Source organism: Novosphingobium sp. BW1, from assembly GCF_008107685.1.
Lineage (GTDB): Bacteria > Pseudomonadota > Alphaproteobacteria > Sphingomonadales > Sphingomonadaceae > Novosphingobium.
Window position 1 is genome coordinate 42,698 of record NZ_VIRF01000083.1, and the last position, 18,985, is coordinate 61,682.

Sequence of the window (18,985 nt, forward strand, 5' to 3'; positions counted from 1 at the left end):
CCGCGCGAGGGGCGGTCAGACTTGGCTCAGAAGTCGACCGCGATCCCCTTGAGCACCCAGTCGCCGTAGCGTGTGGGGGAGACGCCTTCGGGCTCTTCCCCTTCGGGTGCTGTGGTCTTGGTCTCGCCCGTGGGCTCGGGCGCAGGCTCGTTCGTCCAGTGTGCGGGCTTCACGAAGCCTTCGGGACGGGTTGTTGCGCGCTTGATCATGCCTGCCCTACTGCGACGACTGGCGGGAAAAGGCAATCGCCTGTAAGGCGCGGCGATGGATATTCCCGGTCTTCCCGCGCGCCGTGCCGCGCTCAATCTCATCGATGCCGTGCTGCGGCGGGGCGAAACGCTTGACCAGGCGGCCAGTTCGGCGCTTTCGCGCGTGCGGGGCGAGCCCGACCGTGCGCTGGCGCGCGCCATTGCGGGCGAAGTGCTGCGCTGGCGGGCTGACCTTGATGAACTGATCGACAGCGCCACACGGCTACCGCTCGCCGACGATGCCAAGGCCCGGGCGGTCCTCGAGATCATGCTCGCTCAGGTGCTGCGTCTCGAGACGCCCGCCCACGCCGTGATCGCGACCGGCCTGCCGTTGCTGGCCGGAGGCCCCCGGCGCCTCGCTCACGGGGTATTCTCCACGCTCACCAGGCGCGGTATTTTTCTGCCGGAGGTGCCCACTTTGCCTGACGCGCCGTATGAGCGTTGGGGCGGCCGTGCCGAGGCCATTGCGAAGGGGCTTGCGCTGCCGCCGCCGCTCGACATTGCGCTGCGCGATGCGTCCCAGACGCAGAACTGGGCCGAGAAGCTGGGCGGCACCTCGCTCATGCCTGGGCACGTGCGGCTGGGACGTGGCACACCGGTGACTGAACTGGCGGGTTTTGGGGAAGGCGCCTGGTGGGTGCAGGATCTCGCCGCCAGCTTGCCTGCGCGTATTCTCGGGACTGGCGAGGGGCGTCGCGTGCTCGATCTGTGCGCGGCGCCGGGCGGTAAGACCATGCAACTGGCCGCAGCCGGATGGAATGTAACCGCGCTCGACATCGCCGGGCGCCGGCTTGAACGCCTGCGTGCCAACCTTGAGCGCACGAACCTTGCTGCCGAGGTCGTCCAGGCCGACGCGCTGAAGTGGGATCCAGAGGCTCGGTTCGACGCGATCCTGCTTGATGCGCCGTGCACTGCGACCGGCACCTGCCGCCGCCATCCCGAAGTGCTGCACCGCATCGGCCCGCGCCAGATCGACGAGATGGCCGAGATCCAAGCAAAGTTGCTTGCCCGCGCCGCCGAATGGCTCGCGCCGGGCGGTGTGCTGGTCTATGCCGTCTGCTCGCTGGAGGAGGCCGAAGGCGAAGCGCAGGCGCGCGCGCTCCTAGGGCTCCAGCACGAGCCGATCACGCAGGCGGTACTTCCCGAAGGTTTGAAACCGACGGACGAAGGCTGGCTGCGGACCGATCCCGGCATGTTGGTCGGGCAGGGCGGTCTCGACGGCTTCTTCATCGCGCGTTGGCGCAAGGCGTAGAGGAGAGGATTTATCAAGGGTCCATCGCCCCTTGACGGATACCATTGGACCTCACCTCTCTGCGCCAGGGTGGCGCGTGAAAGGTGAGGTGGATAGATTTGGGTGCCCGAGGGCAATGGCCCTCGGAATCATCCTTTGAAGTGTCTGCTTTCAGCCGGCGAGCGTGCGCCGGCGGCGCACCATCAGGGCAAGACCGCCCAAGCCAAGTCCGAAGAGCAGCAGCATGCCCGGTTCGGGCACGTCGGTTCCACCTGAGGTGCTGCCACCCGAGGTCGATCCGGTGTGGGGATCGCCGCTGGGATCCCAGCCACCTGCGAACGTGCCTACATGCATCTCGCCGTCCTGGTCGAGACTGCCGAACACGGCTGAACCCTCGATGTAATTGCCCGTGCGCGCGTTCGCGTGCGGTGCGAGGACCGAGCCTTTCCAGGCGGTGGAGAGGCTCAGTTCCTCGGCCTCGGGAAAGTTCCAGATTACGTTTTCGCCAAGGCCGCTCGCATCGCCGAGGAAGTTGTCGTTGAGCGTGATCGACTTGCCCGAAACATTGACGATCACGGTGTCCGCGCCGCCGGTGTCGAAGGAAATCTCGCCCACGCTGTCGAGCTGCGCTGCGGTGATGTTGAATACCGCCGTACCGTCCGCTCCGGGCGCTGCCGTGAAAATCGCGCGGTTACCGCTTATCGCAACGGTCTCGGTCGCCGCCATCTGACCCAACGTATAGGAGAGTTCCTGGGTGGAGGTGGAGATCAGGCTCTTTTGCTGGGTGAGGTTTTGCACGAAGGCGGGATCGCTGGCGCCAAGGCCCGACTGCACCACGTTGCTGTTCACGTTGGTGTTGCTGATCGATCCGCCGACCAGTACCGTTTGCGTACCACCATTGAGGTTGAAGCCGCTCGCCACGTTGCCGCCGACAATGGCGCCCGAACCGTTGTTGAGGTTCTTGATGTTGCCGGTCACGTCGCCAACGACGGTGAGCCCTGAAACGCCGTTCGAATTGTCAACGCTGCCCGAGATCTGGTAGTTTGAGGATGAGCCGGTGAGATTGCCGCCGACCCAGGTCTTGCCTTCGACTTCCGAAGTCGAATCAAGGTCGCCCAGCACCACCAGGTTCCAGGTCCGCAAGATGTCGAGGCCCGATACCATCGGGATCGAGTCGGCAAGAATGGCCGAGGGAGCGAGGGCTGCGGCCAGAGTGGTCGCACCAAGGGCAATCTTGCGAATATCGGTCATGGAATAAGGAGAACCTGGGTTAACGGCGGGCGCCTGACTTTCGGCTCACGTACTAGGACTTGGCAATTGTATAAAGGTTAATCGAAGGACTGTCCCGTCCAAGGACAGTCCTTCGTGCACGGCAGGCGTCAGGCCTTTTCGCTTTTCACGGCGTTCTGGAAACTCTTGCGCAGTTTCATCAGCTTGGGTGGGATTACGGCCATGCAGTAGGGATTACGCTGACCTTCGCCTTCCCAGTACTCCTGGTGGTAGTCCTCGGCCGGGTACCAGGTCGCGGGTCCTTCGATGGAGGTGACCACCGGAGCCGTGTTGGCCTCGCCCGCACGCGCGACAGCGGCCTTCGCTTCGGCGCGTTGTGCATCGTCGAGGGGGAAGATCGCCGAGCGGTACTGCGTGCCCACGTCATTGCCCTGGCGGTTGAGCTGCGTCGGGTCGTGTGTGCCCAAGAATACGTCGAGGATCTGGGCATAGGAGATGGCGGCCGGGTCGTATGTCAGGCGCACGCCTTCGGCATGGCCGGTCGCGCCCGTGCACACCTCTTTGTAGGTCGGGTTCTCGGTGGTGCCGCCGATATACCCGCTCTCAACTTCGGTGACGCCGATGACGTCGCGGAATACCGCTTCGGTGCACCAGAAGCATCCGCCTGCCACGATGGCTGTTTCCATGATCTGTCCTATCCTTGTGATCGGGGGGTGTTACCTGTTCAGATAGGGATCGAAACCGTGCTTGTCATTGGCAGGGCGGACACTAGGTTCGCGCTTCAGGGAAATAGCGCGCGGACAATCCCTTCCGGATTGAACCCGCGACTTGCCTAGGAGGATACTGATGCGCCGTTCCATGCTTGCTCTTTCCACCTGCCTTGGCCTGCTTGCGGCCCCGGTTGTCGCCGATGCGCCTGAAGATGGCGCCGAAGTCGTCTCGTGCAACGGCTGCGAGGCGTTGCTCGAACTTGCCGCCGCCACTCCGGCGCGCAAGGACGACCGCGCGCGCGACGTCTACCGCCATCCCGTGGAAACCCTAAAGTTCATGGGCGTTGCGCCCGACATGAAGGTTGGCGAATACGCGCCGGGCGGTGGCTGGTATTCGCGCATGCTGGCCCCGTACCTTGCCGAGGAGGGACACCTGACGGGGCTTTACTTCAACCCGGACGTGGTGCCTTTCGATGGCAGCAAGCTTGCCGAATCGGCGGCGGCCTTTCCGGGCAAGGTCGTCGAATGGACCGGCGTCGATCCTGATTCGGTTTCGGGCATGACACTGAAGGACATTCCTGACGCCGAGAAGGGCTCGTACGACCGCATCGTCCTGTTCCGCATGCTGCACAACATGATGAACTGGAACATTGCCGATGCCGAGGTGAAGGCCATGCGCACCCTCCTCAAGGACGATGGCCTGCTGGGCGTGGTCCAGCACCGCGCCAAGGCCGATGCGCCCTTCAGTTACACCAATGGCAGCAAAGGCTACCTGCGCCAGGCCGACGTCGTGCGGCTGATGGAGCTCAATGGCTTCGAGCTTGTCGCCAGCTCGGAGATCAACGCCAACCCCAAGGACCCGGCCAACTGGGAAGGCGGCGTGTGGACGCTGCCGCCGCAATTTGCGCTCAAGGAGCAGGACAAGGCCAAGTACGCGGCCATCGGTGAAAGCGACCGCATGACGCTTCTTTTCCGCAAGCGGGACTGATATCGGCCCGGTACATGAGCACAATCACCGTCGCCGCACTCCAGCTTCCCCTCGGCTCGCAGCTCGAGTCCGAGAACATTGCCGCCGTCTCCGCGCTCGTCGAGGAGGCGGCGGGCAAGGGCGCGCAGCTGATCCTGCCGCCTGAACTGTTCGCGGGCCCCTACTTCTGCAAGAACGAGGAGGAGGAACTTTTCGAGCTGGCCCGCCCGACCGAGATACATCCCTCGGTCATTGCCATGCGTGAACTGGCGGCCAGGCTTGAGGTGACGATTCCGACCAGCTTCTTCGAGAAGGACGGGCACCACTATTACAACACGCTCGCGATGATCGGGCCGGACGGCGCGATCATGGGGACCTACCGCAAGAGCCATATTCCCGACGGGCCGGGCTACGAGGAGAAGTACTACTTCCGCCCGGGTAACGACGGGTTCAAGGTCTGGGACGTTCCGGTGAACGGCGAGGTCGTGCGCGTGGGCGTAGGGGTCTGCTGGGACCAGTGGTATCCCGAATGCGCGCGGGTCATGGCGCTGATGGGCGCTGAGCTCCTGCTCTACCCCACTGCCATCGGTTCCGAGCCCTACGACGCCACGCTCGACACCAGCCGCATGTGGCGCCGCGCGATGGTTGGCCATTCGGTATCCAACTGCATGCCGGTGATCGCAGCCAACCGTATTGGCGTCGAAACCGAGTGCGGGACCGAACAGACTTTCTACGGTCACTCCTTCATTTGCGACGAATGGGGCGATTACGTCACCGAATTCGGCAAGGAGGAGACGGGCGTCTTGGTGGCAACGATCGATCTTGCACGTGCGGCGAAGCACCGGGCAGGGATGGGCTTCTTCCGCGATCGCCGCCCCCAGCTTTACGGCCGCATCGCACAGGACGTCTGAGAGCGTGACCGGTATGGCGGGCCAGGGCGTGGCTTGGGATGGAGAGGGCGCCTATCTCATCGCACTTGGTTCGAACATGCGCCACCCGAGCATCGGCTCGCCGCGCCGGGTGCTCGCGCGCGCTCTGGATATGATCGGACAGGAGATCGGCCAAGTCACGGCGATCTCGCCCCTCCTCGAGACACCGCCGGTGGGCCCCTCGCGCCGACGTTACCTCAATGCGGCCGCCATCCTCGAGACTGGACTGGCTCCTCTGGAGGTGATGCGTGAACTTCTCGCGATCGAGGCTCGACTGGGGCGTAAGCGCCTCGGCCAGGACTGGCAATCGCGTGTTCTTGACCTTGATATCGTGCTGTGGAGCCAAGGACCTTGGGCCCAGGATGATGGGCAAACCAGTCTCGTCCTGCCCCACCCTGCCTTCCGTCAACGTGACTTCGTCCTCGCCCCGGCACGCACCATAGCGGGCACTTGGCGTGATCCTCTGACAGGTTTGTCGATCAACCAGTTACACACCCGCTTGACCAAGCCCCGACATGCCCCTAGGTGAGCCTCCACCAGATCCGCAAAGCGGCATCGGGGGCCCTTAGCTCAGTCGGTAGAGCAACTGACTTTTAATCAGTAGGTCGCTGGTTCGAACCCAGCAGGGCTCACCATACAACGGTATGAAAATGTTGATGTTTATCGCCATCGCGAATGCCAAACCGGCCTAAATTTCTTTTTAGGCCGGTTTTTAGGCCGGTTGGAATTTCTCTAAAAATTTTGAAGTTGCCGACAAACTCGCAATCCAACCGTGCCAAGGTTGGGGGCAGGGTTCGAATCCCTTCACCGCTCCATTTTCTTCCAGAAAAATCGATCACTTATTTCCTCCTAGAGCAGGGAATTCATATTACGCGTGCCTCTGGAGAGGCCGGCGTAATAAGGAAGTAATATGTCGAACGGGTGCTCCAGGGCCCCTTGGCGTATATTCGTTATCCCTCTGTGCGGGCGGCTGTCGATGCCGTTCTGAGGGGAGTCATGGGCCCGATGCTGGCCCGTGCGGCATCGGGAATTGAATCTCCCGAGAGTGAGAGAGCGGACGGATTTTCCGTGACGGGTTGAGGGCTGGGAGAGAGGCTCCTGGCGCCCGTCATGGAAAAGTCCCATGACACAAGCGCAAATTCTGGATGCCGCGCGCGAAGGCGCTGGCGGCTACAAGGTGGATGTGAGCCGCGGCGAGCGGAACGGCCGCGTATCTTCGGAATGGTTTTCGCGGCCGGACGACGAGCGCTACCTCTCGCTGTCGGAGCTGTTCTCCTCGGTCCACGGCCGCGCCGAACAGAGCCGCACCCGGACGGTGGAGAGTGCGGCGATCCGGGTAGAGGCCAGCCGCGACGATCCTGAACGTCTGGCGCTGATGCTGCCAGGCTCGGCTTCGCCAGCCGCGCCCACCCATTGGAGCTTCGGGCAGCTCGCCAGTCTGGTCGGAGCACCGGCGGCCTATTTGCGCCAGCTTCCCGCGCCACTTGCCGGCATCAACCTGCAATATGGACTGACCTCGCATCGCGCCGAGCAGGTGAAGGCCTTGGAAACCGACGACGGTCGGGTCGAACTGCGCGCCGTCACCGGCCCCGATTATGGCCGCATCTACGATCACGAACTGGTCTCAGCCGTTCAGCGCATCGCCGGAAATGGTATCGGTGATACCCGCTGGAAGGTGCCCGGCGTGCTCGACTGGTCGACTGGCATCTACAATCCGCGCGTCGATGTCACCCGCGACACGACCACGCTTTATGCGTCCGACCGCGACGTGTTCCTGTTCCTGGTCGACGACCTCAATCCGATCGAGGCCGGCAAACTGCCCGACGGCTCGCCCGATCTCTACTTCCGGGGCTTCTACTGCTGGAATTCCGAAGTCGGCGCCAAGACGCTGGGCATTGCGAGCTTCTACCTTCGCGCCGTTTGCCAGAACCGCAACCTGTGGGGCGTGGAGCAATTCGAGGAGATCACGATCCGCCACTCCAAATATGCCGCATCGCGTTTTGCTCACGAAGCGGCACCTGCGCTTACGCGTTTTGCCGATTCGTCGCCCATGCCATTCGTCAACGGCATCAGGGCCGCGCGCGAGCGGATAGTTGCCCGCAACGACGAGGACCGTTCAGACTTCCTGCGCCGGCGCGGCTTCTCGAGGGCGGATACGGCAAAAATCGTGGAGACGGTCCTTGCCGAGGAAGGCCATCCACCCTCGAGCGTGTTCGACTTCGTCCAGGGCATTACGGCACTCGCACGCGACAAGACCAACCAGGACGCGCGGCTCGACTTGGAAACGCGGGCGAAGAAACTTCTCGATCGCACTGCCTGATCCCCGATCCATTCGAGCCGCGGACTTCGGCGTCTGCGGCCCGGTCTGTTCCTCATTTGCGATCACCCGCGCTTTGCGCCGTCCTCCAGAGCAAGAGGGCGGCGCTTCGCTTCGTGACGGTTTTGAGGTCGAGAGAGAGGCTCCCGGCCCGCCGTCGCGGAGTATATGTCATGGCTACTGCTGCAACGAAGATCACCCTGTCGCCTTCGCGCGACATTCCCTTCAACAAGCTCGGGCTCAGCCAGTCGAATGTCCGGCGTATCAAGGCCGGCGTGTCGATCGAGGAATTGGCTGAGGACATTGCTCGGCGAGGCCTGCTCCAGGGCCTCAGCGTCCGGTCTGTCATCGGCGAAGCCGGCGCCGAGACCGGCATGTTCGAGATCCCGGCTGGTGGGCGCCGTTACCGTGCGCTCGAATTGCTGGTGAAGCACAAGCGTCTCGCCAGGACCGCGCCGGTGCCCTGCATCGTGCGCGAAGACGGCATCGCCGAGGAAGATTCACTTGCCGAGAACATCCAGCGTGCGCCGCTCCATCCGCTCGACCAGTTCCGCGCCTTCCTCGCCCTGCGCGAAATGGGCCAGTCCGAGGAGGAAATCGCCGCCGCTTTCTTCGTCTCGGTCGCCGTCGTCAAGCAGCGGCTCAAGCTTGCGTCGGTCGCACCAAAGCTCCTCGACGTCTATGCCGAGGATGGGTTGAGCCTCGACCAACTGATGGCCTTCACGGTCTCCGGCGATCATGAGCGGCAGGAGCAGGTCTTCGAACGGCTGAGCCAGTCCCACGACAAGCAGCCCTACACCATCCGCCGCCTGCTGACCGAAGGCGCCGTCCGTGCTTCCGACAAGCGTGCGCAGTTCATCGGCCTCGAAGCCTATCTCGAGGCCGGCGGCGGCATCATGCGCGACTTGTTCCAGGGCGATGATGGCGGCTGGCTGCAGGATGCGGCGCTGATCGACATGATCGTGGCCGAGCGGCTGAACGAGGAAGCGGGCACCATTGCCGCCGAAGGCTGGAAGTGGATCGAGGTGGCCCCCGATTTTCCGTATGGTCACACATTCGGCCTGCGCCAGCTTCGCGGTGAGGTACAGCCGCTCACGGCGGAGGAGGAAGCGACCCGCGATGCCTTCCAGGCGCAGCTCGACCGCCTGACCGAGGAATATTCCGACGCCGACGAACTCCCCGACGAAATCGACGAGCGCCTGGGGGAGATCGAGACGGCACTCGAAGGATTCGAGGGGCGGCCGGTCAGGTACGAACCCGGCGAAGTCGCCCGCGCCGGTGCCTTCGTCAGCATTGCCTCGAACGGCGTCTTGCGTGTCGAGCGCGGCTATGTGCGCCCCGAGGACGAGCAGCCTATCGCACATGCGGACGATCAAAGCATGACTGATCATGCCATTGCGGCAAGTGCCAGTCACCCCGGCGACGGCGCCGTCACTGCCGAGACGGACGCATCGCTTCCTGAGCCCGAGGAAGACGAAGGGCTTGCGCCCATCTCTGACCGGCTGATGACCGAACTGACGGCCCATCGCACGCTTGGCCTGCGCCAGGCGCTCGGCGAACGGCCGGATATGGCGTTCCTTGCTGCACTCCACGCGCTCACGCTCAAGGTCTTCTATCACTATGGCTCGGACAGCTGTCTCGAACTCGACCTGAAGAGCGTCAGTTTCGGCGTGCAGGCACCGGGGCTCAATGACAGCGCCTGTGGCGATGCGATCCGGGCGCGGCACGAGAGCTGGGCTTCGGTCGTGCCGAAGGAATCCGCTGATCTGTGGGATGCTCTGGGCGAATGGGACGGCGCTCGCCGCTCGGCGCTCTTTGCGCACGTCGTCAGCCTGTCGGTCAACGCGGTGCATGAGGCCTGGAACCGCCGTCCGCGCGCGCTTGCCCATGCCGACCGGCTGGCACAAGCAGTCGATCTCGACATGGTGGCGGCTGGCTGGAAGCCAACGGTCGATATGTTCCTCGGCCGCGTGACCAAGGCGCGCATCCTGCAGGCGGTCACGGAGGCGAAGGGACCGCAAACGGCTGACCGGATCGCCCATCTCAAGAAGGGCGACATGGCCGCCCAGGCAGAAACCTTGCTGGCCGGCTCGGGCTGGCTGCCGGAACCGCTTCGCACGGCGCACTGTCCAATGCCCGAAGCGTGCGAAGGCGAAATCACCGACACCACTGCAATGGTCGTAGAATTGGCGGCGGACGGCGGCGAAACGGATATGGCCGCAAACGCGTCGACCGGCGAGAATGACCCTGCCGACGACGCCTTCCAGGCCATCGCCGCCGAATGACCGTTTGACGCTTGCGCACTGGCCCGCCGGCACTGGGGTTCCCCTCGCGGGGGATGCCAGCGGCGGGCCATTTTGCATGGAGGAACCTGTGATGGCGCAAAGCCCGCATGATCTGGCGCGTGCGCTTGCCAATCGCGCCGAGGAGGTGTGCCGCACCTATCTGTCCAATGGGCACAGGCAAGGAAACTATTGGCAGGTCGGCGACGTTCGCGGCGCGGCCGGGCGCTCGATGTTCGTCCGGTTGAAGGACACCGCAAAGGGCGTCGCGGGCAAATGGACCGACGCGGCAACCGGTGAATATGGCGATTTGCTCGACGTGATCCGCGAGGGCTGCGGCCTCTCCCAATTCAGCGCCATCGCCGCAGAAGCGCGCCGGTTCCTCAGCTTGCCACCTGCCGAACCGGAACCGGACAGTCGGCGAACCCGCAAATCCTATGCGCCGGCCGGATCACGGGAATCGGCTCGCCGGCTGTTTGCGATGGCGCAGCCGATCACCTGCACGCTTGCGGAACGATATCTGCACAGGCGCGGGATCACGGCCTTGCCCGAAACCAGGGCGCTACGCTTCCATCCGCGCTGCTATTACCGGCCAGACGAAACTTCCCCGACCGAGACCTGGCCAGCCATGATCGCCGCGGTCACCGATGTCAGCGGCAAGATCACCGGCGCACATCGCACGTGGCTCGACCCCCATGGCTTCAGCGAAGCGACGCTCGGCAAGGCACCGATCGAAACGCCGAGGCGGGCAATGGGCGATCTTCTCGGACACGCGGTGCGCTTCGGGGCGCCCGGCGCGGTGATGGCAGCCGGCGAAGGCATCGAAACCATGCTGTCGCTCAGATGCGTCCTGCCAACCATGCCAATGCTCGCCGCGCTCTCCGCCGCGCATCTCGCTGCCATCATCTTTCCGCACGAACTGCGCCGCATCTACATCGCGTATGAAAACGATCCTGCGGGCAACGGCGCAATGGCGGCACTCTTCGGCCGCGCCGAGCAGGCAGGGATTGAGGCAATCGTGCTGTCGCCAGCGCTCGGGGACTTCAACGAGGATCTGCGGCTCCTAGGCATTGACGCGCTGCGGGAGGGCATTCGCGTCCAGCTCGCACCGCAGGACTTCGACCACGTCCTGGACCTGACGGCGTAACCGGGACGAAAATGCGGGCGTTGGCTTACGAACGACCGTGTTGCCCGGATGCCTATCCCGCGCGAGAGGACCGCGCCTCGGCCTTCGAGAGGGCGAGCGGCCGTCAAACGGTCCGTCCGGGCAACCTTGTGACCGACTATTTTCCGGCGGCCCTCCAGGCCTTTCCATCGCGAAGCAAAATAGTCGGCCCCTGCGGCCCTGCGCTGCGCTTCGGCCCGCTCGCTCTCGCTCGGGGTGCCAGTCCAGCCCGCCCAGCGGCATTGTCGCCATGAAGGCAGCGGCGGTCGCGGCCCAGCGATGGAGCATCTCATGAGCAAGCAATACGATCTTGAGCCAAGCCACACCTCATCCCCGACCGACTGCGTCCTCACCGAACTCCAACTCTACGGCTACCGGGCTTTCGAGGATGAACCCGATCCGCGCCCGCTTCCCGAAGGCGATATGCTCGCCGGCGCCATTGCCGATATCTTCGACGCCTTTATTGCCACCCTGGGCGACACCCGGCTTGAGCCCGACCTCGACGATCTCCTCTGGTCTACCGTCAATGTTTTTCACCGCGCCGCCCAGCGGATCACGCGCGATCTCGACGACAACGAACAGGGGCAGCGCCGCTCCCAGCGGGAGCAGGATGGCAGCGAGGTCCGGTCGGTTGAGCTTGAGCGGCTTATCGCGGAAGGCAGGACTCTTCTGGAACGGCAGGATGCCTATGAACTGATGCGCGACCAGGCTGGCGAGCATTTCGAACGTCACGCCGGCAAGCCCTGGCTTCCCCACCACGGATCGAAGGTCAACCACCGCAATCTAACTTCGGCGATGATCGACAGCCGCGATTTCCTGGCCGCCCGCAAGCGCGCCGAGAACCAGGTGCTCGTGCCGCCCGGTCCGAAGGTTGCCTTCACCGGTGGGCTCGAATTCAATGATCATCTACTGATCTGGGCGAAGCTCGACCAGGTCCATGCCAAGCACCCGGATATGGTTCTGATGCACGGAAAATCTCCCAAGGGCGCCGAAAAGATCGCCTCGCGCTGGGCAGATCATCGGGGCGTAATGCAAATCGGGTTCGCGCCCGACTGGCCGAAGCACGGCCGCGCTGCTCCCTTCAAGCGCAACGATCAGATGCTCGAAGTGCTGCCGATCGGCGTCATGGCCTTTCCCGGAACCGGCATCCAGGACAACCTCTCCGACAAAGCGAGGAAGCTTGGAATCCCGGTGTGGAAGTTCAGCGGTGTGTGAACTTGGTGTCGGAAACCGACCACATTGCGCCATTCGCTTCCCTTTCTTAACGACGGCTCAGCACGAAACCTGTCGTTTAACCAAATGCCCGACGTTGAGGGGGCTCAGGAGCGAGCGAAGATCCATACTGCGAGAGCAGCCAGGGCAACGGGAACTCCAAAGACCACGAGCAGAATGGGGGTTTCCTCGGCGACGGTGTACCCGGCCTTGCTGACGCCGATCCAGAGGTTCGTCACCGAGACAGCCAGCCATACGGGTATGAACAACTTTGCCGCTGTGGACAGCGATGCCGGGCCATCGCCCCACAGGTGCCCGAATAGCAGGAAAATGCCCAACAGGACGATGCCCCCTACAATGACTGAGAGCATGTGCATGGCGGCTACTCCTTCAAGTCGGATGAAATGTGGAAGCGGCAGCGCCGGACAAATGGACTTGGCTCAACCGTTCAGTACTGCCGCTGCCAGCACAGTGCTGTCACTGGCTTGCAAGCCTTTGCTGCCAGTGTGATGCGAACCACGCGGCTAGCGAGCCGATCGCGCCGGCAAGGCCCAACTCGGCCATCGCGTAGAGGGTGGGCTGAACATGAGCGGCAAAGACCGTCACCACTCCCAGAAAGTAGGCCGGAATGTTGCTCAGCCCCGGCACGGCGCGAAGAGACACGACGAGGGTGGCCACTACGAGGACGACGATCGGCAAGGCAAATGTGCCGACGCTCGGGGATAGCGCGCCGACCGCCATCACGGCAATCAGGCCAAGTCCGATACCCAATGCGAGGCAGGCGTAGTTGGCCAGCCCGTCTCGGGCGGAGTGGCCGCGCGTGTAGTAGGCGACCCAGCCCATGAACATCGCCCAGGCAGGTACGGCGATGATGGTGGTGACATGCGCCGCAGAAGCGGCCGTCAGCGCGGCGGCAGCGCTGATGGAGAGGAACCGCTCCTTCCCCGTCGAGCTGGGGGCGGTCCAGACGTTGGATGAAGTCATGATGACGATCCTTTCGATGCAAGCCGGACCGGCTGAGCCGGCCCGGTCCAGTGCCGCTTAGTTGACGCGGGCGGTGAGCAGGTCTTCCAGACCAATGCGGCGGAACATCTCGGCGCGAACGCGGTCCGACATGGCGTTGACGATCTCCGCGCCGTCCTGCGACGGATCGATGTGGACGCGGAAGGGGCGCTTGCCGTGCGCGGTATCGACGACCGTCACGATGGCGCGGGCCACGTCAGTCACATCGGCATCTTCAGGCTCCAGGCCGGCTAACCCCTTCATCGCCGTATCAGGGATGTCGGCTCCGGGGCCGCTGGCGTACTCGGCAGAGCGTGCTTCGTCGGCGGGCTTACCGCTGTGGGTGAAGTGATTGGTGCCGCTGGTGAAGGCTCCCGGCACGATGATCGAGGTTTCCACGCCCCACCGGGCTAGCTCGCCGGCATAGCTGACCGCCAGGCTGTCCATCGCCGCCTTCGCCGCGAAGTAGGGCGAAAGGTATGGCGGTGTGCCGCCGCGAGCGCTGCTGGACGACACCCACAGCACCAGGCCCTTGCCCTGCTTGCGCAGCTGCGGAAGCGCGGCGCGGTTGACCCGCTGCGTCGAAAGCACGTTGATGTCGTAGAGGTCCGCAAACTGCTCGGGGGTGAAGGCTTCAGCCGGGCCGAAGCTCATATGTCCTGCATTGTGGATGACGACATCGAGGCGTCCACAATCCGCAATGATCTGGGCAATCCCTGCCTCCACCGAAACATCGGACTGTACGTCCAGCTCGACGGCGCGCAGGTCGACGCCATGTTCTGCGGCATAGGCCGCGACAGCTTCGACCTGCGGGGCATTGCGGCCCGTGGTGGCACGCATTCCGGCATAGACAGTGTGGCCGGCCAGCGCGAGCTGGCGAGCGGTGAGAGCGCCGAAACCGCTGGATGCGCCGGTGACGATGATGATCTGCTTGGTCATGATGGTTTCCTTTAATGTCAGGGTGGTTCGAGAGAGATCGGAAGAAGCGGCAGGCTCAGATCATGCCGCCATTGGCGCGCAGCACCTGGCCATTGATCCATCCGCCATCGGGGCCGGTGAGGAAGGCGACGGCTGAGGCAATATCGTCAGGCGTCCCGAGGCGTTCGAGCGGGTTCATCTTGGACATGCGCTCGATCAGTTCGGGCGACTTGCCGTCGAGGAACAGGCCGGTTGCGGTCGGCCCAGGAGCGACGGCATTGACGGTGATCGAACGGCCGCGCAGCTCTTTCGACATGACCGCCGTCATCGCTTCGACTGCTGCCTTGGTGGCGACATAGACGCCGTAACTTTCCAGGCGCAGGCCGACGACCGTGGTTGAGAAGTTGACGATCCGACCGCCATCGCGGAGCCGCTTACCTGCCTCGCGCAGTGTGTTGAACGTGCCCTTGAGATTGATCGCGATCTGGCTGTCGAAGAGCGCGTCATCGCTGTCGGCGATGGTGGCGAGCTTCATGATGCCGGCATTGTTCACGAGGACATCCACACCGCCGAAGGCGGCTTCGGCGCTTGCAAACATCCGGGCCACTGCCGCAGCGTCGCTCACGTCAGCCTGCGCGGTAATGGCGCGGCCGCCAGCGGCTTCGATCTTGGCAGCAACCTCTTCAGCCGACTTCGCGCTGCCGGCATAGTTCACGATGACGGTGAAGCCGTCCTGTCCGAGGCGCTGCGCGATGCTGGCGCCGATGCCGCGCGATGCGCCGGTGACGATTGCAACCTTGCCGTTCTGTTCGATGCTCATTGTCTGTCTCCTTCGTTTCCCGCCGCCTTGGCTGGGCATGGAGACTATTTGGCGGATGACAGGGCGGAGATAATCACCCAAGAATGAGCATCACTGTTCCGCCAACACAAACAATGGGGAGGCGCATCTGGACCGGATCGATGTCATGCGGCTGTTCGTGCGGATCGTGGAGCGGCGCAGTTTCACCGTCGCCGCGCAGGATATAGGCATCCCCCGATCAACCGTGACGCAGGTGATCAAACAGTTGGAAGAGCGGCTTGGGGTCCGGCTCCTTCAGCGGACTACCCGAGTGGTCAGCCCGACACTGGATGGCGAGGCCTATGCGCGCCGCTGTGTGGCCATCCTGGCCGAGATCGAGAACGCCGAAGGTGCTTTCGGTGGTGCAAAGCCGAAGGGCGTCCTACGCATTGAGGTCCAAGGCACGATCGCCCGACATTTCCTGCTGCCGGGGCTCCCCGACTTCCTTGCCGAATATCCCGATCTTGAGATCATCATGAGCGAGGGCGAGCGGTGGATCGATGTCGTGCGAGAGGGCATCGACTGTGTGCTGCGCTACGGGCAGTTGACAGACAGCGACATGATTGCGCGCAGGGTCATGATAATGCACCGGATGACCTGCGCCGCGCCGGCCTATCTGGAGCGGTTCGGCACCCCTTCGCGGATCGATGATCTCGATGGACATCGCATGATCGGCCTTCGCTCGCTGACAACCGGACAGCTTGCGCCACTTCAATTCGCGATCGGTGATGACTACCGCACCATCACCTTGCCCGCACCCGTTTCAGTGACGGGCACCGAGAGCTATCTCGCAACCGCGTTGCTTGGATTTGGCATCTTCCAGGTGCCGCACTTCCACGTGGAGAAGCATCTCGCCACAGGTGACCTGGTTCAGATCCTATCCGACAACCTGCCGCCCTCGGTCCCCGTCTCTTTGCTCTATCCACCGAGCCGCCAACTTTCACCCCGCGTCCGTGTGTTTATGGATTGGGCAGTACGACAATTTGGTGGCGAGGTGAGCTGACCCAGCTTTCTAACGAGTTGAGAGGCTAGCCACACGATGGGCGTAACCGAGTTCACAAGAACTGGGCCGCTCCAGATCGAGCCGCGAACGGCGGAAGGTGGCAATAGCTGACTTTCGCACCCGTGCTGTTGATGGCGGCAATGTCCCACTTTTACGCGTTCGCGGATGAGGCAGGTCCCGACCAGCTCAAGCCGTTCCCTGGCGTGCGTCTGAATGGCAGCTCCTGCCGGAAGGAGACTGTCCCCATTTAGCACTTCGACCTGAGAAGAAGCCATCTATCTAAAGCCGTCGTTACAAAACATCCCTGCAGGGTGTGCATGCGGTGCCCCACGTCCTGCCGCTCGTCACTTCCCGAACAGCTCAGGATATGTCCACTGCCAGGGATAGCGGTTGTCGCCCAGCACCATCGCGACGATGGCAGGATAAATCAGTTCAGCGCGGACATCATTGCCCAGGAGGACGATACAGCGCTTTCTGGCCTCGTCGCACTGGGCGATGTTTCCGGTCCACTCGTTATGCCCGCCCTTGGCGAAGAAGCGACCCGACGGACCCTCCCACGTATCCACCCCGAGCCCGCCCGCGAGGTGTACCCGAGGGCCGATAGGGTCATAGGTGTCGAGTACCTCGATCGTCGGGAACTTGGATTTCGTACTGATCGGCACTTCGGGACGTGTCCACTCGGCGCGCATTTCTGGCGAGAGCCCTTCTCCCATCAGCATTCCGCGCCACATCCGCGCCTGATCAGCGATGGTCGTATCCATCGATCCCGATGCGCTGACGCCGCTACGCGCATCGTGCGGCACGAAGCTGCCGTCGAATTTATACCCGTCGGCCAGGTGGCTCGCGAAGTCCTCGCGCCACTGCATGCTGGTGTTCGGCATGCCGAAGCGATCGAAGATGCGGCGCTGCATCTCGTCCTTCACATTCAAGCCGAGCCCTTCCTCCAGCACGAACTGGAGCAGGTAGAAGCCCTCGCCCGAATAGGCGTAGGCCGTGCCGGGCGTGAAGTGGAACGACATGTCGTTGTCGGGCTCGAACCAGCGCAGGTTTGCGAGGCCCGAGCTGTGGTTGAGCAGAATACGCGGGGTGAGCAGCCGCCAGTCCTCGTCGCCTGCCAGCAAAGACCAGTCCCAATCCGCGTCGCTGTATTCGGGCAGCGGCTTGGACAGATATTCGCTGATCGGCGTGTCGAGACCGATCTTGCCCTCATCCACCAATTGCAGGACCATGTAGGTGAACGCCGCCTTGGTGATCGACGCGGCATACATGATCGTGTCGGTCTCGAGCGGCACCTGCTTTGCGACATTGGCGTGGCCGAAAGCGCGGACATGGCGGATCTTGTCGCGATCGATGATCGCGATCGCCATGCCCTTGACGTCGTTGGCCGCCATCAATTCCTCGATACGCGTGTCGAGCGCGCCGTAGTCGTCAATCATCGGGCTCATCTGAGCACTCGCGGCAGGGGGCGTGAGGGCAGTGGGCGCGCAGGCTCCCAGAAGGGTGGCGGCAAACAGGGTCAACTTCTTCATGCTATTCTCCTTGTCGAGCGGACGAGCGAAAGGGTGGCGCGATACGCGCGCGTATGGGGTGTTCGAATTTTCAGAGCGTCAGTGCGTCAGCAGGTCATCGCCATCGCCAGGCGACGAAGAAGCAGCCCAGCCCGCCGATGATCAGCGCGATCCCGGGGATCAATGCCCAGCGGTAGGGCGGGACCTGTACGATCTCGTTGCTGCCCACCAGCATCCACACGCGCTTGCCGCCCGGCACTTGTTCGGTGAACATCGGTCCGCGCATCTGCTTGAGGAACTTGGTCTGCTCGTCGGCGCCCGGTGAACCCGGCGGGATGTCGGTATCCAACGGGGCATTGGCGGCGATCACACCGGTCGACTGATAGCTGTACTGCGTGAGGGTGCGCTCAGGTTCGAGCTGCGAGAAACCGACGAAGCCGCCGCCGATCATCAGCGCGACAAGTCCGGCTAGCAACAGCCTGCGCGGTGTCTCGATATCGGCCCGCGAGCGCTGGAGCAGAAGATCGCGCAGCGAATCGATCTCGCGCAGCCGGTCGAGCTCGGCGGGAAAAAGAACGCCCGCCATCTCCTGCGCGTCGATGCCATAGGCCTGGACCAGCCGGGCATAGATATCGCCCGACGGGATCGACTTGTTGTTTTCGAGCTTGGACAGATAGCTTTGCTCGATCTTCGCACGCGCCGCAGCTTCCGGCTGTATCCAGCCGCACTCCGCCCGTTGCTGCCTCAAATAGTCGCCGAATTTCATATCCGCCCTTCCGGTTTCGATGCTTGTATTCACGGGGAGGAATGGCGTGAATACAAGCGGAATATACGGGGATATAGGGGAATGATCGACGCGCGCTGTTCGGAGTACGCACTTTTGAGCTTGGTAGAGGACGCGGCGGACGCGTCTGGTTGGCCAATTACCCCAACCGCTTCATTGTCGTTGCACGAGCGGTACGAATGGATGAGCCAACTGGCGCATTCTACGCCGAGCCAGAGGCAGCCCCGGCGAAAAGTTCGACAGCCTGACGATGGTGTAACTTCAGAACGTCTCCGCAAGCTGGACCGAGCCGCCGCCGCCATTTCGTGCGAGCACCGCATCATGACCGAGTAGACGGAAGCCCTCACGCAAATCGTGCACGATGGTTATCGCCAGCATCCCCTGCTCGGACCGTCACCCCGCGCTGAGGCAACCCGTATGGACGGCAGCTTTCGGGACCAGTTTAGATGCCGCCGAACGGCGGAAATGAGGGCGCGAAGCTGCCATGCCCCCAATGTGAATGAACGGCAGCTTTTGTGAAGGGTTTCGGGCGCTTGCGTACGAAAGCCTCCAGTGCAGGAACCCGCGGGCCCCATGCGCTGGTCTATGTGTAAAGCGTCTTTGGGATGGTTCTGGAGGGCAAGCGCTGCGGCTTTGGCCAT

19 protein-coding genes and 1 tRNA gene are annotated in these 18,985 nt (G+C 63.2%); 10 read left to right on the forward strand and 10 right to left on the reverse strand.

Annotated elements, in window-relative coordinates; all coding sequences use genetic code 11:
- Nucleotides 1-26 precede the first annotated feature (26 nt).
- A complete protein-coding gene (locus FMM79_RS15795; RefSeq protein WP_052322424.1) occupies nt 27-209 on the reverse strand; it encodes a DUF1674 domain-containing protein in 183 nt (60 codons plus the stop codon).
- A 55-nt stretch (nt 210-264) separates the two neighbouring features.
- Here FMM79_RS15795 and FMM79_RS15800 point away from each other — a divergent pair, with 55 nt between their 5' ends.
- Nucleotides 265-1,500, forward strand: a complete 1,236-nt coding sequence (locus FMM79_RS15800; RefSeq protein ID WP_148628414.1) for an RsmB/NOP family class I SAM-dependent RNA methyltransferase — start codon at nt 265-267, stop codon at nt 1,498-1,500.
- A gap of 150 nt (nt 1,501-1,650) precedes the next feature.
- Here FMM79_RS15800 and FMM79_RS15805 read toward each other — a convergent pair whose 3' ends face one another.
- Both FMM79_RS15805 and msrA read right to left on the reverse strand, forming a co-directional pair.
- Nucleotides 1,651-2,730, reverse strand: coding sequence for a choice-of-anchor A family protein (locus FMM79_RS15805; RefSeq protein WP_148628415.1), 1,080 nt, complete (start codon nt 2,728-2,730; stop codon nt 1,651-1,653).
- A 128-nt stretch (nt 2,731-2,858) separates the two neighbouring features.
- Entirely contained in the window at nt 2,859-3,395 is a 537-nt protein-coding gene (gene msrA / locus FMM79_RS15810; protein WP_148628416.1) for a peptide-methionine (S)-S-oxide reductase MsrA, read from the reverse strand.
- Between the two features lie 160 nt (nt 3,396-3,555).
- On the opposite strand from msrA, the gene FMM79_RS15815 reads away from it, so the two are divergent.
- From FMM79_RS15815 to FMM79_RS15830, 4 genes are all read left to right on the forward strand, one after another.
- Nucleotides 3,556-4,407 (forward strand): class I SAM-dependent methyltransferase, encoded by an 852-nt coding sequence (locus tag FMM79_RS15815; protein WP_148628417.1) that lies wholly within the window; start codon nt 3,556-3,558, stop codon nt 4,405-4,407.
- A 14-nt stretch (nt 4,408-4,421) separates the two neighbouring features.
- The gene (gene aguB, locus FMM79_RS15820; RefSeq protein WP_148628418.1) at nt 4,422-5,297 is read left to right on the forward strand and encodes an N-carbamoylputrescine amidase; all 876 of its coding nucleotides are present in this window, start codon (nt 4,422-4,424) and stop codon (nt 5,295-5,297) included.
- A gap of 13 nt (nt 5,298-5,310) precedes the next feature.
- Nucleotides 5,311-5,844 (forward strand): 2-amino-4-hydroxy-6-hydroxymethyldihydropteridine diphosphokinase, encoded by a 534-nt coding sequence (folK, locus tag FMM79_RS15825; protein WP_148628432.1) that lies wholly within the window; start codon nt 5,311-5,313, stop codon nt 5,842-5,844.
- Between the two features lie 30 nt (nt 5,845-5,874).
- Nucleotides 5,875-5,950: transfer RNA gene (locus tag FMM79_RS15830), tRNA-Lys, on the forward strand.
- Here the strand turns inward: FMM79_RS15830 and FMM79_RS15835 are convergent.
- Complete coding sequence (locus FMM79_RS15835; RefSeq protein WP_148628419.1) at nt 5,945-6,154, reverse strand: hypothetical protein; 210 nt, start codon at nt 6,152-6,154, stop codon at nt 5,945-5,947. The two genes, FMM79_RS15830 and FMM79_RS15835, sit on opposite strands and share 6 nt — an antisense overlap.
- 284 nt (nt 6,155-6,438) lie before the next feature.
- Here FMM79_RS15835 and FMM79_RS15840 point away from each other — a divergent pair, with 284 nt between their 5' ends.
- From FMM79_RS15840 to FMM79_RS15855, 4 genes are all read left to right on the forward strand, one after another.
- Nucleotides 6,439-7,635, forward strand: a complete 1,197-nt coding sequence (locus FMM79_RS15840; RefSeq protein WP_148628420.1) for a DUF932 domain-containing protein — start codon at nt 6,439-6,441, stop codon at nt 7,633-7,635.
- A 170-nt stretch (nt 7,636-7,805) separates the two neighbouring features.
- On the forward strand, nt 7,806-9,917 hold the full coding sequence (locus FMM79_RS15845) for a ParB/RepB/Spo0J family partition protein (protein ID WP_148628421.1): 2,112 nt from the start codon (nt 7,806-7,808) through the stop codon (nt 9,915-9,917).
- Between the two features lie 91 nt (nt 9,918-10,008).
- The gene (locus tag FMM79_RS15850) at nt 10,009-11,061 is read left to right on the forward strand and encodes a toprim domain-containing protein (protein WP_148628433.1); all 1,053 of its coding nucleotides are present in this window, start codon (nt 10,009-10,011) and stop codon (nt 11,059-11,061) included.
- Nucleotides 11,062-11,370: 309 nt separating this feature from the next.
- Nucleotides 11,371-12,294, forward strand: coding sequence for a DUF2493 domain-containing protein (locus tag FMM79_RS15855; RefSeq protein ID WP_148628422.1), 924 nt, complete (start codon nt 11,371-11,373; stop codon nt 12,292-12,294).
- 104 nt (nt 12,295-12,398) lie between these two features.
- Here FMM79_RS15855 and FMM79_RS15860 read toward each other — a convergent pair whose 3' ends face one another.
- From FMM79_RS15860 to FMM79_RS15875, 4 genes are all read right to left on the reverse strand, one after another.
- On the reverse strand, nt 12,399-12,668 hold the full coding sequence (locus FMM79_RS15860) for a hypothetical protein (protein WP_148628423.1): 270 nt from the start codon (nt 12,666-12,668) through the stop codon (nt 12,399-12,401).
- A 100-nt stretch (nt 12,669-12,768) separates the two neighbouring features.
- Nucleotides 12,769-13,275, reverse strand: coding sequence for a DUF1097 domain-containing protein (locus FMM79_RS15865; RefSeq protein WP_148628424.1), 507 nt, complete (start codon nt 13,273-13,275; stop codon nt 12,769-12,771).
- A 57-nt stretch (nt 13,276-13,332) separates the two neighbouring features.
- On the reverse strand, nt 13,333-14,232 hold the full coding sequence (locus tag FMM79_RS15870; RefSeq protein WP_148628425.1) for an SDR family oxidoreductase: 900 nt from the start codon (nt 14,230-14,232) through the stop codon (nt 13,333-13,335).
- Nucleotides 14,233-14,287: 55 nt separating this feature from the next.
- Nucleotides 14,288-15,031, reverse strand: a complete 744-nt coding sequence (locus FMM79_RS15875) for an SDR family oxidoreductase (RefSeq protein WP_148628426.1) — start codon at nt 15,029-15,031, stop codon at nt 14,288-14,290.
- 145 nt (nt 15,032-15,176) lie between these two features.
- Here FMM79_RS15875 and FMM79_RS15880 point away from each other — a divergent pair, with 145 nt between their 5' ends.
- Nucleotides 15,177-16,052 carry a LysR family transcriptional regulator gene (locus FMM79_RS15880; RefSeq protein ID WP_240339245.1) on the forward strand — a complete coding sequence of 292 codons (876 nt, stop codon included), beginning with the start codon at nt 15,177-15,179 and terminating at the stop codon, nt 16,050-16,052.
- 344 nt (nt 16,053-16,396) lie between these two features.
- On the opposite strand, the gene FMM79_RS15885 is transcribed toward FMM79_RS15880, so the two are convergent.
- A complete protein-coding gene (locus tag FMM79_RS15885; protein ID WP_148628428.1) occupies nt 16,397-17,581 on the reverse strand; it encodes a serine hydrolase in 1,185 nt (394 codons plus the stop codon).
- 94 nt (nt 17,582-17,675) lie between these two features.
- Entirely contained in the window at nt 17,676-18,326 is a 651-nt protein-coding gene (locus FMM79_RS15890; protein ID WP_148628429.1) for a helix-turn-helix domain-containing protein, read from the reverse strand.
- Nucleotides 18,327-18,985 lie beyond the last annotated feature (659 nt).

Excerpts from the sequence above, each read along its gene's own strand:
- msrA (WP_148628416.1), bottom strand. The coding sequence starts at position 3,395 with ATGGAAACAGCCATCGTGGCAGGCGGATGCTTCTGGTGCACCGAAGCG.
- FMM79_RS15840 (WP_148628420.1), top strand. The coding sequence starts at position 6,439 with ATGACACAAGCGCAAATTCTGGATGCCGCGCGCGAAGGCGCTGGCGGC.
- FMM79_RS15865 (WP_148628424.1), bottom strand. The coding sequence starts at position 13,275 with ATGACTTCATCCAACGTCTGGACCGCCCCCAGCTCGACGGGGAAGGAG.
- folK (WP_148628432.1), top strand. The coding sequence starts at position 5,311 with ATGGCGGGCCAGGGCGTGGCTTGGGATGGAGAGGGCGCCTATCTCATC.
- FMM79_RS15815 (WP_148628417.1), top strand. The coding sequence starts at position 3,556 with ATGCGCCGTTCCATGCTTGCTCTTTCCACCTGCCTTGGCCTGCTTGCG.
- FMM79_RS15800 (WP_148628414.1), top strand. The coding sequence starts at position 265 with ATGGATATTCCCGGTCTTCCCGCGCGCCGTGCCGCGCTCAATCTCATC.
- FMM79_RS15870 (WP_148628425.1), bottom strand. The coding sequence starts at position 14,232 with ATGACCAAGCAGATCATCATCGTCACCGGCGCATCCAGCGGTTTCGGC.
- FMM79_RS15860 (WP_148628423.1), bottom strand. The coding sequence starts at position 12,668 with ATGCACATGCTCTCAGTCATTGTAGGGGGCATCGTCCTGTTGGGCATT.
- FMM79_RS15845 (WP_148628421.1), top strand. The coding sequence starts at position 7,806 with ATGGCTACTGCTGCAACGAAGATCACCCTGTCGCCTTCGCGCGACATT.
- FMM79_RS15890 (WP_148628429.1), bottom strand. The coding sequence starts at position 18,326 with ATGAAATTCGGCGACTATTTGAGGCAGCAACGGGCGGAGTGCGGCTGG.
- FMM79_RS15855 (WP_148628422.1), top strand. The coding sequence starts at position 11,371 with ATGAGCAAGCAATACGATCTTGAGCCAAGCCACACCTCATCCCCGACC.
- aguB (WP_148628418.1), top strand. The coding sequence starts at position 4,422 with ATGAGCACAATCACCGTCGCCGCACTCCAGCTTCCCCTCGGCTCGCAG.
- FMM79_RS15875 (WP_148628426.1), bottom strand. The coding sequence starts at position 15,031 with ATGAGCATCGAACAGAACGGCAAGGTTGCAATCGTCACCGGCGCATCG.
- FMM79_RS15885 (WP_148628428.1), bottom strand. The coding sequence starts at position 17,581 with ATGAAGAAGTTGACCCTGTTTGCCGCCACCCTTCTGGGAGCCTGCGCG.
- FMM79_RS15850 (WP_148628433.1), top strand. The coding sequence starts at position 10,009 with ATGGCGCAAAGCCCGCATGATCTGGCGCGTGCGCTTGCCAATCGCGCC.
- FMM79_RS15880 (WP_240339245.1), top strand. The coding sequence starts at position 15,177 with ATGCGGCTGTTCGTGCGGATCGTGGAGCGGCGCAGTTTCACCGTCGCC.
- FMM79_RS15795 (WP_052322424.1), bottom strand. The coding sequence starts at position 209 with ATGATCAAGCGCGCAACAACCCGTCCCGAAGGCTTCGTGAAGCCCGCA.
- FMM79_RS15805 (WP_148628415.1), bottom strand. The coding sequence starts at position 2,730 with ATGACCGATATTCGCAAGATTGCCCTTGGTGCGACCACTCTGGCCGCA.